At 66.9% G+C, this 12,791-nt stretch carries 12 protein-coding genes; 10 read left to right on the top strand and 2 right to left on the bottom strand.

Annotation, left to right across the window (positions count from 1 at the left end; genetic code table 11):
* Window positions 1-57 precede the first annotated feature (57 nt).
* The 3 genes from ACEL92_RS09965 to ACEL92_RS09955 all read left to right on the top strand — a co-directional run bounded on the left by ACEL92_RS09965 (window position 58) and on the right by ACEL92_RS09955 (window position 2,273).
* Entirely contained in the window at window positions 58-861 is an 804-nt protein-coding gene (locus tag ACEL92_RS09965) for a Stf0 family sulfotransferase (RefSeq protein WP_374025404.1), read from the top strand.
* Between the two features lie 124 nt (window positions 862-985).
* Window positions 986-1,150, top strand: coding sequence for a hypothetical protein (locus ACEL92_RS09960; protein ID WP_374025403.1), 165 nt, complete (start codon window positions 986-988; stop codon window positions 1,148-1,150).
* A 4-nt stretch (window positions 1,151-1,154) separates the two neighbouring features.
* A complete protein-coding gene (locus tag ACEL92_RS09955) occupies window positions 1,155-2,273 on the top strand; it encodes a YeiH family protein (RefSeq protein ID WP_374025402.1) in 1,119 nt (372 codons plus the stop codon).
* 15 nt (window positions 2,274-2,288) lie between these two features.
* Here ACEL92_RS09955 and ACEL92_RS09950 read toward each other — a convergent pair whose 3' ends face one another.
* A complete protein-coding gene (locus ACEL92_RS09950; protein WP_374025401.1) occupies window positions 2,289-4,334 on the bottom strand; it encodes a family 2A encapsulin nanocompartment cargo protein cysteine desulfurase in 2,046 nt (681 codons plus the stop codon).
* Complete coding sequence (locus ACEL92_RS09945; RefSeq protein WP_374025400.1) at window positions 4,321-5,244, bottom strand: family 2A encapsulin nanocompartment shell protein; 924 nt, start codon at window positions 5,242-5,244, stop codon at window positions 4,321-4,323. The genes ACEL92_RS09950 and ACEL92_RS09945 overlap by 14 nt, the downstream gene beginning before the upstream one ends.
* A gap of 370 nt (window positions 5,245-5,614) precedes the next feature.
* On the opposite strand from ACEL92_RS09945, the gene ACEL92_RS09940 reads away from it, so the two are divergent.
* The 7 genes from ACEL92_RS09940 to ACEL92_RS09910 all read left to right on the top strand — a co-directional run bounded on the left by ACEL92_RS09940 (window position 5,615) and on the right by ACEL92_RS09910 (window position 12,733).
* The gene (locus ACEL92_RS09940; RefSeq protein WP_374025399.1) at window positions 5,615-6,880 is read left to right on the top strand and encodes a TQXA domain-containing protein; all 1,266 of its coding nucleotides are present in this window, start codon (window positions 5,615-5,617) and stop codon (window positions 6,878-6,880) included.
* Window positions 6,867-7,799, top strand: coding sequence for a cysteine synthase A (cysK, locus tag ACEL92_RS09935; RefSeq protein WP_374025398.1), 933 nt, complete (start codon window positions 6,867-6,869; stop codon window positions 7,797-7,799). Before ACEL92_RS09940 ends, cysK begins: the two co-directional genes overlap by 14 nt.
* 3 nt (window positions 7,800-7,802) lie before the next feature.
* Window positions 7,803-8,492 carry a serine O-acetyltransferase gene (cysE, locus tag ACEL92_RS09930; RefSeq protein ID WP_374025397.1) on the top strand — a complete coding sequence of 230 codons (690 nt, stop codon included), beginning with the start codon at window positions 7,803-7,805 and terminating at the stop codon, window positions 8,490-8,492.
* Between the two features lie 46 nt (window positions 8,493-8,538).
* Entirely contained in the window at window positions 8,539-8,958 is a 420-nt protein-coding gene (locus ACEL92_RS09925) for a thioredoxin family protein (protein WP_374025396.1), read from the top strand.
* A gap of 153 nt (window positions 8,959-9,111) precedes the next feature.
* On the top strand, window positions 9,112-10,233 hold the full coding sequence (locus tag ACEL92_RS09920) for an LLM class flavin-dependent oxidoreductase (RefSeq protein WP_374025395.1): 1,122 nt from the start codon (window positions 9,112-9,114) through the stop codon (window positions 10,231-10,233).
* A complete protein-coding gene (locus ACEL92_RS09915; protein ID WP_374025394.1) occupies window positions 10,230-11,351 on the top strand; it encodes an LLM class flavin-dependent oxidoreductase in 1,122 nt (373 codons plus the stop codon). The genes ACEL92_RS09920 and ACEL92_RS09915 overlap by 4 nt, the downstream gene beginning before the upstream one ends.
* The gene (locus tag ACEL92_RS09910; RefSeq protein ID WP_374025393.1) at window positions 11,348-12,733 is read left to right on the top strand and encodes an NtaA/DmoA family FMN-dependent monooxygenase; all 1,386 of its coding nucleotides are present in this window, start codon (window positions 11,348-11,350) and stop codon (window positions 12,731-12,733) included. The genes ACEL92_RS09915 and ACEL92_RS09910 overlap by 4 nt, the downstream gene beginning before the upstream one ends.
* The last annotated feature ends 58 nt before the right edge of the window (window positions 12,734-12,791 follow it).

Below are 12,791 nucleotides of genomic sequence, written 5' to 3'. Positions count from 1 at the left end.
GCATGAGGCTAAAAGCACCGATAGCAACGGCATTTCCGCCCGGATACGCTTACTCGGGTGACCGATACCCCGTCTTCCTACCTGGTGTTGGCGTCCCAACGGAGCGGCAGCACGCTGCTGGTCGAGTCGCTGCGCGCGACCGGTGTCGCCGGCGAACCGCAGGAGTTCTTTCAATACCTGCCGGCCACCAGCCAGGCCCCACAGCCGCGCGAGTGGTTCGCCGGGGTGGAGGACGAATCGATACTGAGCCTGCTCGACCCGCTTGACCCCGGGACACCGGACCTCGCGCCGCCCGAGATCTGGCGCGACTACATCCGGACGGTCGGCAGGACACCGAACGGCGTGTGGGGCGGCAAGCTGATGTGGAACCAGACGCCACTCTTGCTCAACCGCGCGAAGAATCTCCCAAATCGCAGCGGCGACGGTCTTCTGGCCGCCATCACCGACGTGGTGGGCGAAGAGCCGCTCTTCATCTATGTGCATCGGCCCGATGTGATTTCGCAGGCGGTGTCGTTCTGGCGAGCGGTGCAGACGCGGGTGTGGCGAGGCAGGCCGGACCCGGCTCGCGATGCGCGCGCCACCTATCACGCCGGCGCGATCGCGCACGTCGTCACCATGCTGCGCGCCCAAAATGAGGGCTGGCGGAATTGGTTCGCCGACGAGGGCGTCAAACCGATGGAGATCCCGTACCCGGTGTTGTGGCGCAACCTGACTCAGGTCGTGGCCTCCATACTCGAGGCTCTCGGACTCGACCCACGACTGGCCCCCGAGCCGGTACTGGAACGCCAGGCCGACCAGCGCTCGGACGAGTGGGCGGACCGGTACCGTGCAGATGCCGAGAATCTCGGCCTGCCGACCTGACCACGGCAGGACTCAGGCACCTAGATTCAGGACGAGCCAATCACTTGGTCGCCACGCGGCGAGAAGTCACTATTCAGCAGAATGTGGCATCCATGGCCGCCGTAGTGGACGAGGAGCAATCATCGTGGGTGAGGGCGGTCCGAATGACGGACGCGAGGAAGAAGCGGGACAGCGACCCGGCTGGCCCGCGCGGCTGGGCTCGATATCGGTGGACTGGTGGGCGACCGCGGTGGCCGGCGTGATCGTCGCGCTGGCGGTGGCCAACGTGCTCCCGAAGATTCCGTGGTGATCGCGTGAGCACAATTCGCGCCGAGCCCGACGAAACGTCCGTCGAGGCCACTTTCACCAGCACCCGCCCGGTCGACTATGTGCCGGGCATCCTCCTTCTGATCGGGGTCGGACTGCTGGGTAAGTACGCCCAGGTCTGGTGGAACGGGCTGGCCAAGCACCACCACTGGACCGTCCCCGACATCGAATATGTCTTGTGGGCCATCGTGATTGGGCTGCTGATCACCAACACCATCGGCCTGCACCCGATCTTTCGGCCCGGTGTGCTGACCTACGAATTCTGGCTCAAGGTCGGGATCGTGGCGCTGGGTTCGCGTTTCGTGTTGGGCGTCATCGCCAAACTGGGCGGCATCAGCCTGGTCCAGATTCTGGTGGACATGACGATCGCTGGAACAATCATCATCGTCGTGGCGCGCGCGTTCGGGCTGTCGGGCAAGCTCGGCTCACTGCTGGCAATCGGAACGTCCATCTGCGGGGTATCGGCCATTGTGGCGGCCAAGGGCGCTATCCGGGCCCGCAACTCCGATGTCAGCTACGCGATCGCGGCGATCCTGGCCTTGGGCGCGGTGTCGCTGTTCGTGCTGCCTCCGCTAGGGCATGCGATCGGACTGACGGATCACGAATTCGGCCTCTGGGCCGGCCTTTCGGTGGACAACACCGCCGAGACCACGGCCACCGGCTACCTGTACTCCGACCATGCCGGCAAGATCGCGGTGCTGGTGAAGTCGACCCGTAACGCGCTGATCGGATTCGTGGTCCTGGGCTTCGCCCTGTACTGGGCCGCGCGTGGCCAGGCCGATGAGATCGCGCCCGGCGCAAAGGCCAAAGCCGCGTTCGTCTGGGCGAAGTTCCCCAAGTTCGTGCTCGGGTTCCTGGTGGTCTCCGCGATCGCGACCGCAGGCTGGCTGACCAAAGGCCAGACCGCGAACCTCGCCAACGTGTCGAAATGGGCGTTCCTGCTGACCTTCGCCGGCGTGGGACTTAACACCGACATCCGCCAGATCGCGCGCACCGGCTGGCGACCGCTGGTGGTGGCGGTCATCGGACTCACCGTCGTCGCCGCGGTCTCGCTGGGCATCGTATTGCTGACATCGCGCGTGTTGGGTTGGTACACGGGCACTTAGGCCCTGGGTGGGCCGTCAGCCGACGTTGGTGCCGCCCTCGGCGATCCTGCGCACCGCGCTGAGGAAGACGTCGATCTCCTCGAACGTGTTGTAGAACGCGAACGACGGGCGGACGGTGGCCTCCAGCCCCAACCGCCGGAGCGCGGGCTGGGCGCAGTGATGCCCGGCGCGGACCGCGATACCTTCCGCGTTGAGCGCCTTGCCCACTTCGAGCGGCTCGTGTCCCGCGAGCACGAAGGACAGCACGCTGGCCTTCTCGGTCGCGGTGCCCACCAACCGGACACCCGGAATGTCGGCGAGGCGCGGCGTCGCGTACTCCAGCAACGAATGCTCGTAGGCGGCGATGCGTTCGATGCCCAACCGCTGCACATAGCGCAGCGCCTCGGTCAGCCCAACCGCGTCGGCGATGTTGCCGGTGCCGGCCTCGAACTTGGTCGGCGGCCCCTGATATAGCGAGCGTTCGATCGTCACGTCGGCAATCATGTGACCGCCGCCCTGCCACGGCGGCGTCTCCGTCAGCGCCTCCTCGGTACCGTAGAGCGCACCAATTCCGGTGGGGCCGTAGATCTTATGTCCGGAGAACACCAGGAAATCGGCGCCGAGCTCGGAAACATCAACGGGCACATGCTGAATCGATTGAGCCGCATCGATCAGCACCCGTGCCCCATAGCGATGACCCAATTCCACGATCTTGTCCACCGGGACCACGGTGCCCAGCGCATTGGACACCTGGCTGGCGGCCACCAGCTTCGTCCGAGGGCCGAGCAGTTCCTCGAATTCGCTCAGCAACAGGTTGCCGGCGTCGTCGATCGGCGCGACCTTCAGGATCGCTCCGGTCTTCTGCGAAATGAGTTGCCAGGGAACGATATTGGCGTGGTGTTCGAGGTGGGTGATGACGATTTCGTCGCCTGGTTGCAGATGCTTTGCGCCCCAGGCGTGCGCCACCAGGTTGATGGCTTCGGTGGTGCCGCGCACGAAAACGATGTTCTCGGAGCTGGGAGCGCCGATGAAATCGGCCACGGTGTCGCGGGCCTCTTCGTACGCATCGGTGGCGCGGGCCGCCAATTCATGTGCCGCGCGGTGGATGTTGGAGTTCTCGTGCGCGTAGAAGTGTGACAGCCGGTCGATCACCACCAGCGGCTTCTGGGTGGTCGCCGCGTTGTCGAACCAGATCAACGGCTTTCCGTTGACGACTTCCTTCAAGATCGGGAAATCTGCCCGGATCGCGTTGACGTCGAACACCTCGTGCTCGTCGGGCAGCCGCGGCACCGTCTCCGCAGCGGTCAAGAAGTAGTAGTTGTGCTCGTCGCCGGCCGGCGTGTGCGGTGTCGCGGGTGCCGCATGAGACCGGCCCCGATCGCCGACCGACGGCACCTCGGGCAACACAAACGGCGCCGCGTACGGCGCGAACGCGCTCGAAGTCTGCTGACTCACCGGGCCGGTCGGCGCGGAGCCGGCCAGCACGCCTGGCACCGTCGGCACGATGCCCTGGGTCGGCACGGCGAAAGCGCTCAGATCACCGATGGGCTGACCGGTCGACGGCGCGGCCGTAGTACCAGGGACGTTGCCGCGGGGCGCCACCGGCACCGTCTGCGGGGGCGCTTCGGGTTCCGGGGACGTCGGGGCGGGCACATAAATGTCCGTGAGGCCCAGTGCCGGCACCGGCGCCGGATAGACGTCCGCGACGCCCGCCGCCGCATGACCCGCCGACGTGCCGGCGGTGGTGTCGGGCGCGTTGCCTCGCGGGGCAACCGGCACCGTCTGCGGCGGCGGCTCGGGTTGATAAGACGTCGGGGCCGGCACGTAGGTGTCAGCGACACCGAGCGCTGGCGCCGGTGTTGGGTAAACGTCTGCGGCGCCCGCCGCGGTCTGCCCCGCCGATGTGGCAGCAGTCGTGTCCGGCACGCTGCCACGCGGCGCGACCGGCACGGACTGCGGAGGGCTGTCCGGACCCGGCCGGATGCTCGCCGCATACAGCTGGCTGGCCAGCGCCGCGATTTCCGCGGCGCTGATGGGCAGGTCGCTTTCGGCGTCTACCGCGCGGTACTCACTTGTACTCATGGAACTGGTCCACGGCGGCGCCATCAAGCACGCCCAGCGCATCGTCGGTGAGCACGGCCAGCGACGTATAGAGGGTGACCAGGTAGGTCGCGATCGCCTGCTGGTTGATGCCGGTGAATCGCACCGAGAGGCCGGGCGCCTGCTCGCCGACCAGGCCCGGCTGGAAAAGACCCACCACGCCCTGGCGTTCTTCCCCGGTGCGAACCAGGATGAACTTGGTCTTGCCGTCTTCCACCGGCACCTTGTCCGACGGGATCAGCGGGATGCCACGCCAGGTGATGAACTGCGCGCCGAACAGGCTCACCACCACCGGGGGAACGCCGCGATAGGTGGCCTCACGGCCGAACGCCGCGATACCCAGCGGGTGAGTCAAGAAGAAGCTCGGCGTCTTCCAGACGCGGGTGATCAAAGCGTCGAGGTCGTCGGGCGTCGGCGCGCCGGCGAGCGTTTGGATCGTCTGCTCCGGTGTCGCCTGCGCGAGTAACCCGTACTCCGGGCTGTTGATCAGCTCGTACTCCTGGCGTTCCTTAATCGTCTCGATCGTCAGCCGCAGCTGCTGGGTGATCTGGTCGTGCGGGCTCGAGTACAGGTCGGAGACCCTGGTGCTGACGTCGAGCAGCGTGGAGATGCTGCGAAGCGTGTACTCGCGCGGGCTGGTCTCGTAGTCGACGAACGTCTCGGGCAACGGTTCGTCCGTCCCCGCACCGGCCTCGGCCTTGACGGCGACGTTCTCGGGGTTCACCACGCGGTTCACCCGGTAAATACCGGCCTCCACGGGCACCCAACTGAGCAGGTGCAGCAGCCAGCGCGGAGTGATGGTGGAGAGTTGCGGAACCGTCTTTGTCGCGTTCGCAAGCTGCCTGGCACCAAGGTCGCCAAGTGCCTGGGACTCGCTCTGAGCCGACGTCATCGTTTTCCTTCCGTCTTGGTCTAAGACCGGGTCGAGGCCGTACCGAGACACAGTGGCCGATGAGGGCTCGGCGCCGAGCCGAGGCAAGTGTAAGACTCACCGAGGTTTTTTCAACCTGGCGAAGTGCCCTTTTCTGGTCGACCAATGTCCCGTCGAATCATGCCCTATAGTGGGGCACATGTACCACGCTGCACAGCTGCGCCTCGCGAACCCGCGCCGCCTTGCCGTGGACTGTTGTCGCTGTTGTTGATTCCTGACCCGGACCCTTTTGACGTTCTAATCGTCGCGCGTTTTTCCCGTCGACGGGTTGCGTTCAGCCCGCACGCACAAATGCGTCACCGACGAATTCATCCAGGAAGCACAACAACCCATGACAGTGTTGTCCATACGCGACCGCGCCCTGACACGGGTGCGGACTCGCCGGCGCATCTCGGTGCGCCCGGTCGCCGAACTCCCCGCCATGACCCGCTATCGCGGCGGGACCTACTCCCACACCGTGGAGCGGATCGTGTTCGCCGACGGCACCGCCGTGCGCACCGATCTGATCCGGCTCCATCCCAATCTGCGGGCCTACTCCTTGGACTTCAGCGGGATTGCGCCACACCTTCCGTCGCGCTACCGCCCAGGGAGCTGGTCGGCACTGCCCCACCTGCGACACCGCGCGTGCGAAGCCCAAGTCGACTGGATCCTCCGCCACTCCTTTCCCATGATCACCGCCGATGAGCTGAGCCGACAGCTGCGTGCAGCCGGCTACCCGCTCGGCGCGGCGAACATCAGCGAGCACGAGGCCATCGCGGCAACCCAGGCCGCGATCTGGTGGTTCACCAATGGCCTGGTTCTGGACACCCAACCGTTGAACGTCCCCGTCGGCGTGAAACGCGGACCCGGACCGGTCCTCACCTTCGAATTCGACGGCGAGCCCCAACTTGGGGGTTACACGTTGTGGACGACCACGAATGACTCGGTCACGGTGAGGCTGCAGAAATCAGCCAATGGGGTTGACTGGCAAGATGTTTCGGGATCACGACTGACCACAAACCCCGGCAAGGGACACTACCGGCGCCCTCTTGGTGTGGGCAGCACCCTGGCGGTCAGCAGTCACGGCCACCGCGGCCGCGGTTACCGCTACTACCGCCTGATCGCGGCGGGGCAGACGGGTACGCCTCCCGTCGGCCATGTCGGGTTCTGGCTGACGGGCGCGCGGCATTACCGGAACTCCGATCGGGTCGTGCATCTGTACAACTATTTGCTCGCGGGTGCGAGCACCGCGTTGCGTGAAATCGATGAGCCGCAGCTGATCGCCGGGCACGCAGTCGCCGACTCGGGTCTCGTCGGCCCCTTTCGAGTGCGAACCCCCATGGAGCTCAACGTGAATGACGGTCAAACGCTCGTCGGCGCGGACGGAGCCCCCATCGAGGGGGAGATCCAACCGGACGTCGACTTCTACCTGCGACCAGCGCCGGGCACCTTCAAGACAACGCTCAGCGCAACGTCACGGCACCTCAACGGGCGCGTGCTGACGGGGGTGGCAGCGGAGGGAGCGCACCATGGATTCACTCCAGTCGCCCTCGCCACACCGACCAACGTTGCAATCCACTTCGACATCCGCTGGGATGGCGTCTGTGAGCATTGCTGAAAACGTCACCCAGCTGATCGGAAACACCCCCCTGGTCCGGCTGAACCGGGTGACTGAAGGGGCGGTCGCCGACGTGGTCGCCAAGCTTGAATTTTTCAACCCGGCCAACAGCGTGAAGGACCGCATCGGCGTGGCGATGATCGATGCGGCCGAGCAGGCCGGCCTGATCAAACCGGACACGATCATCCTCGAGCCGACGAGCGGGAACACCGGCATCGCGCTGGCGATGGTCTGCGCCGCGCGCGGCTACCGGTGCGTGCTGACCATGCCCGACACGATGAGCAACGAGCGACGGATGTTGTTGCGCGCCTTCGGTGCAGAACTCGTCCTGACGCCGGGCGCCGAGGGCATGGCCGGGGCCATCGCCAAGGCCGAGGAACTGGCCAAGAGCGACCAACGCTATTTCGTTCCTCAACAATTCGAGAACCCGGCGAATCCGGCCATCCACCGCAAGACCACCGCAGAAGAGGTGTGGCGCGACACCGAGGGCAAGATCGACTTCTTCGTCGCCGGCGTCGGTACCGGCGGGACCATCACCGGTGTCGCTGAGGTCATCAAGGAACGCAAGCCGTCGGTTCGGTTCGTCGCCGTGGAGCCGTCCGCGTCGCCGGTCCTGTCCGGCGGGCAGAAGGGGCCCCACCCCATCCAGGGCATCGGCGCCGGGTTCATCCCGCCCGTGCTCGAGATGGATCTGGTCGACGAGGTCATCCAAGTCGAGAACGAGGACGCGATCAACCTCGCGCGGCGGTTGGCGCGGGAAGAGGGTCTGCTCGTCGGCATTTCCTCCGGTGCGGCGGTCGCCGCCGCCCTGGAGGTGGCTCGGCGTCCTGAAAACACCGGCAAGCTCGTCGTGGTGGTATTGCCCAGCTTCGGGGAGCGCTACCTGAGCACGCCACTGTTCGCCGATTTGGCGGATTGACCCATGCTTGCAGCCATCCGGCGCGACATACAGGCGGCCAAGGAGCGAGATCCGGCCGCACCTTCCACGCTGCAGGTGGTTTTCGCATACCCGGGTGTGCACGCGATCTGGGGGCACCGGATCAGTCACTGGTTGTGGAACCGCGGGGCCAAGGTGCTGGCGCGGATCCTTGGGGAGCTCACCCGCATCCTGACCGGAGTAGAGATTCACCCCGGTGCCGTCCTAGGCCCAGGACTCTTCATCGACCATGCGACCGGCGTGGTCATCGGAGAGACGGCGGAGGTCGGTGAGGACGTGACCATCTACCACGGCGTCACGCTCGGCGGCAGCGGCAAGGACACAGGTAAACGGCACCCCACGATCGGTGACCGCGTGGTTATCGGCGCGGGCGCCAAGGTTCTGGGCGCGATCAAAATTGGTGACGACAGCCGGATCGGCGCCAACGCCGTAGTGGTGAAAGAGGTTCCCTCGAGCGCCGTGGTCATCGGGGTCCCCGGGCAAGTCATCAGCCGCAGCCGCCCCGGGCGGGGCGGCCCGGACGACTCGATGATGCCGGATCTCGTCGGCGTCAGCCTGCAGTCACTGCTCACCAGGGTGTCCGAACTCGAGGCCCGCGTCCAAGGCTCGGAGACCGGCCGCGTGATCCGCCCCCCCGAAGCCGGAGTTTGGCATGGCGAGGACTTCTCCATTTGAGACAGCTCCATTTGCGACAGCCCATGCAGGATTCGCGGAGTAGCGCATGAGCACGGTGGCGATAGCCGCGACGGCGATCATCGGGACGCTGGCGGGTACCGGCGCGGTCGGCGCTCTGATCAATCGGCGGTCGGGTGTCTTGCGGGAAGCCGCCGCCGACGCGCACGTAGACACCACCGACCTCGGCTTGGCTCAGACGGGACCGACGGTCGTGCACTTCAGCGCGACATGGTGTGGCCCGTGCGCTTCGGTGCGCCGCGTGGTCGAGCAAGTGTGCGCCGATCTTCCGGACGTGTCGCACGTTGAGATCGACATCGACGCCAACCCGGCGGCAGCGAAACGCCTGTCGGTGCTGTCGCTGCCGACCACATTGATCTTCGACGCCCAGGGCCGCCAACGCTACCGTAGCGCCGGGGTGCCCAAGGCCGCGGACTTGCGGACGGCATTGCAGCCGCTATTGGCCTAGCCCTCCAATCACCAAGTCATCGAACGTGTTTCCGCCCGCGCCTGGGGCGTGAGCTCGGCGAAGTATTACTCACGGTGAACTTAATGCGGCCATGGAATGCATTGTCACCCCGAGCGTTGCACAGTGGGTTAGCAACGAATCGGAAGGCGTGCCATGACCGAGCTACATGTGGCCGTGGGGCTGGACGGCTACGGCTGGCACCCACACGCCTGGCGATACGCCTTCGCCCACAACGCCACTGGCGGCGGACACCTCGGCGGTCGGTACTGGGGCGCCCTGGCCGCCGTCGCGGAGCGGGGCCTGCTCGACTTCCTGACCATCGACGACTCGTTCGACGTTCAGCCGGGGCGGCGGCCCGAGATATCCCCGCGGCGGCTCGCCGGACGCGCGGATGCCGTGCTGGTCGCCGCGCGCATCGCGCCGGTCACCACACACATCGGTTTGGTTCCCGTCGCGACCGTCACCCACACCGAACCCTTCCACGTATCGAAAGCGATTGCGACGCTGGACCATATCTCGCACGGCCGGGCGGGCTGGCAGGTGCGGGTGAGCGCCACGGCGCACGAGGCCGCGCTGTTCGGGCGGCGGGCCCGCATCGAGGCCGACGAACTGTTCGACGAGGCCGCCGACGCCGTGGAGGTGGCACGGCGGCTCTGGGACAGCTGGGAGGACGACGCGGTCATCCGTGACGTGGCCACCGGGCGGTACATCGACCGCGACAAGTTGCACTACATCGACTTTGCCGGCAAGTACTTCTCGGTCAAGGGCCCGTCCATCACCCCGAGGCCGCCGCAGGGCCAACCGGTGGTGCTGGCGCTGGCGCACGCGTCACGCGTCTACGAGTTCGCTGCCGCCGGCGCCGACGTCGTGCTGATCACCCCGCACGACGACGACTCGCTGCGCTCAATCTTGCGCGACGTCGCCCAAGCGGAGCGCGCGACGGGTCGTGCGCTCAAGGTGTACGCCGACCTGGTGGTCGCGCTGGCCGAAGACCCACTGACGCCCGCCGCCGCCATCTCCTCCGACGCGCACGTGTTCGCGGGCGGCGCAGGCCAATTGGCTGAACTACTGCTTCGCTGGAAAGACGCCGGCGTCGACGGTGTGCGGCTGCGGCCCGCGGTCAACGCGATCGACCTCCCCCTGATCGTCGACGAGCTGGTGCCGGCCCTGCAACGCGCCGGGGTGTTCCGCACCGCCTACCGCGACGGCGAAACACTGCGCCAGCGGCTCGAATTGGCCCCCGCACCCAACCGCTACGCGGCGGTGGCGCAGTGACCGTCACCCCGCTGTCCATCCTGGACCTGTCCCCGATCAGCGCCGGGTGCGACGCTGCGACGGCGCTGCGCAACACGATCGACCTCGCCCAGCACGCCGAACGATGGGGTTACAAGCGGTACTGGCTCGCCGAACATCACTTCGTCTCGGTGGCCAGCTCGTCCCCGACGGTGCTGATCGGCCAGATCGCCGCGGCCACCGACCACATCCGCGTCGGCTCGGCCGCGGTGCAGATCGGCCACACCACGGCGGTCGCGGTCGTGGAGAGCTTCGGCATTCTCGATGCGCTGTATCCGGGTCGCATCGACATGGGCCTGGGCCGATCGGGGCAGCGGCGCAAGGAAGCCGCAACGTCGCCGCCGCCGGCACCTCCGCCCACGCCACAGCCATGGCGCGAAGTCGACGGTCTGGTCATTCCCCCGCCCTTTGACCCGACGCTGCTGATGAAAAGCGAACGCTTCCGCGCCCAGGCTTCGGTGCTCACCCAGCCATGCGCGGCACCGCCCGACTTCGCCGATCAGCTCACTGACATCGAAGCGCTGCTCGACGGTACGTACACAGTCAATGGGCAAGACCTGCATGCCGTTCCGGGCGAAGACGGCCAGCTGACGCCGTGGATCTTCGGCAGCACCCGGGGGCAGAGCGCCGAGGTCGCCGGAGCACACGGGCTGCCGTTCGTCGCCAGTTACCACATCACCCCGGGCACCGCACTGGACGCAATCGGCGCCTACCGCGAAGCGTTCCGGCCGTCCGCCCGGCTGGCCAGGCCCTACGTGGTGGTCTCGGCCGACGTCGTGGTCGCCGAGGACAGCGCCACCGCGCGCCACCTCGCGTCAAGCTATGGGCACTGGGTCTACTCCATCCGAAGCGGGCAGGGCGCCATCCCCTACCCGGATCCCGACCTCTGCGAACCCCTCACCGACGACGAACGCAAGCTGGTGGCCGACCGCACCGCAACGCAATTCGTCGGCAATCCGGACGAGGTCGCCGATCGGCTGGAATTGCTGCGCCGGGTGACCGGCGCCGACGAACTCGTGATCACATCCGTCACGCACCGGCACGCCGACCGGCTGCGCTCGCACGAGCTGATCGCCAAGCGCTGGGGGCTGACCGGATGAGCGCACGAACTGTTAAGCGCCGCAAGCAGATTATCCTCGGCGCGCACTTTCCCGGGGTCAACAACACCACCGTGTGGTCCGATCCGGACGCCGGCAGCCAGATCGCGTTCGAATCGTTCGTGCACCTGGCCCGAACCGCCGAGCGCGGTCTGTTCGACTTTTTCTTCCTGGCCGAAGGGCTGCGGCTGCGCGAACACCGCGGCAAGATTCACGACCTCGACGTGGTGGGCAGGCCCGACACCTTCACCGTGCTGGCCGCCCTGGCCGCGGTCACCGATCGGCTCGGTCTGGCCGGGACCATCAACACCACCTTCAACGAACCATACGAAGTGGCAAGGCAATTCGCGACCTTGGATCACCTCTCCGACGGCCGCGCGGCGTGGAACATGGTCACCTCTTCCGACGCGTTCACCGGAGAGAACTTCCGCCGCGGAGGGTTCCTCAACCACGCCGACCGCTACAAGCGGGCCGAGGAATTCATCACCGTCGCCCGGCGGTTCTGGGACGGCTGGTCGCCCGACGCGGTGGTCGCCGACGTCGACGCCGGCATCTACGCCGACCCCGCCCGGATCCACCCCGTCGAACACCACGGCGCGCAGTTCGATGTCCGCGGCGTGGCCTCGCTTCCCGCCGGCCCGCAGGGCCATCCGGTGCTGCTGCAGGCCGGTGACTCCACCGATGGCCGCGACTTCGGCGCCCGGCACGCCGATGCCCTGTTCACGCTGCACGGATCGCTGGAGGCGGGTCAGCGCTACTACGCCGACGTCAAGAACCGGGCCGCCGCGTACGGGCGGGACCCCGACCAACTGAAAGTCCTGCCGGGCGCGACGTTCGCGCTCGGCGACACCCCGGAAGAGGCGGAGGACAACGCGCGTCACATCCGCGAGCAACAGGTCAGCGGCCCGACGGCGATCGCGTTCTTGGAGCAGGTCTGGGGAACCGATCTGTCCGCCTACGATCCCGACGGTCCGCTCCCCGACGTTGAGCCGGTCGAAAATCCCGATATCACCCGGGGGCGCGTCCGACATGGTGATCCGAAGACCGTCGCTGCGACGTGGCGGGCCCGCGCGCAGGCCGAGAACCTGTCGATCCGGCAGCTGATCATCGAGGTAACGAGTCGCCAGCAGTTCGTCGGGACACCGGCGCAGGTGGCCGACGAGATCGATCGCCATGTGCAGTTGGATGCCTGCGACGGCTTCATCCTGGTGCCACACCTGACGCCACGCGGCCTCGACGAATTCGTCGACAAGGTGGTGCCACTGTTGCAGGAACGCGGTAGCTTCCGCACCGACTACCGTGGCACGACGCTCCGCGAGCACCTGGGCCTGCGGCCGGTGTCGGGCTGGTCCGGCGGTCGGCCGGGCGTAGCGGTCGGCGGCTGACGACCCGCGCTTCAAACGCTTTTCAAGATGCGTTCACCGCGATCGACGCTACGGTTGG

Source organism: Mycobacterium hainanense (assembly GCF_041890355.1).
GTDB classification, from domain to species: domain Bacteria; phylum Actinomycetota; class Actinomycetes; order Mycobacteriales; family Mycobacteriaceae; genus Mycobacterium; species Mycobacterium hainanense.
This window is presented reverse-complemented; position numbering and strand designations above follow the sequence as displayed.

Bases quoted from the DNA above. Each gene is read 5' to 3' on its own strand.
- ACEL92_RS09925 (WP_374025396.1), top strand. From the start codon at position 8,539: ATGAGCACGGTGGCGATAGCCGCGACGGCGATCATCGGGACGCTGGCG.
- ACEL92_RS09940 (WP_374025399.1), top strand. From the start codon at position 5,615: ATGACAGTGTTGTCCATACGCGACCGCGCCCTGACACGGGTGCGGACT.
- cysE (WP_374025397.1), top strand. From the start codon at position 7,803: ATGCTTGCAGCCATCCGGCGCGACATACAGGCGGCCAAGGAGCGAGAT.
- ACEL92_RS09945 (WP_374025400.1), bottom strand. From the start codon at position 5,244: ATGACGTCGGCTCAGAGCGAGTCCCAGGCACTTGGCGACCTTGGTGCC.
- ACEL92_RS09920 (WP_374025395.1), top strand. From the start codon at position 9,112: ATGACCGAGCTACATGTGGCCGTGGGGCTGGACGGCTACGGCTGGCAC.
- ACEL92_RS09950 (WP_374025401.1), bottom strand. From the start codon at position 4,334: ATGAGTACAAGTGAGTACCGCGCGGTAGACGCCGAAAGCGACCTGCCC.
- ACEL92_RS09910 (WP_374025393.1), top strand. From the start codon at position 11,348: ATGAGCGCACGAACTGTTAAGCGCCGCAAGCAGATTATCCTCGGCGCG.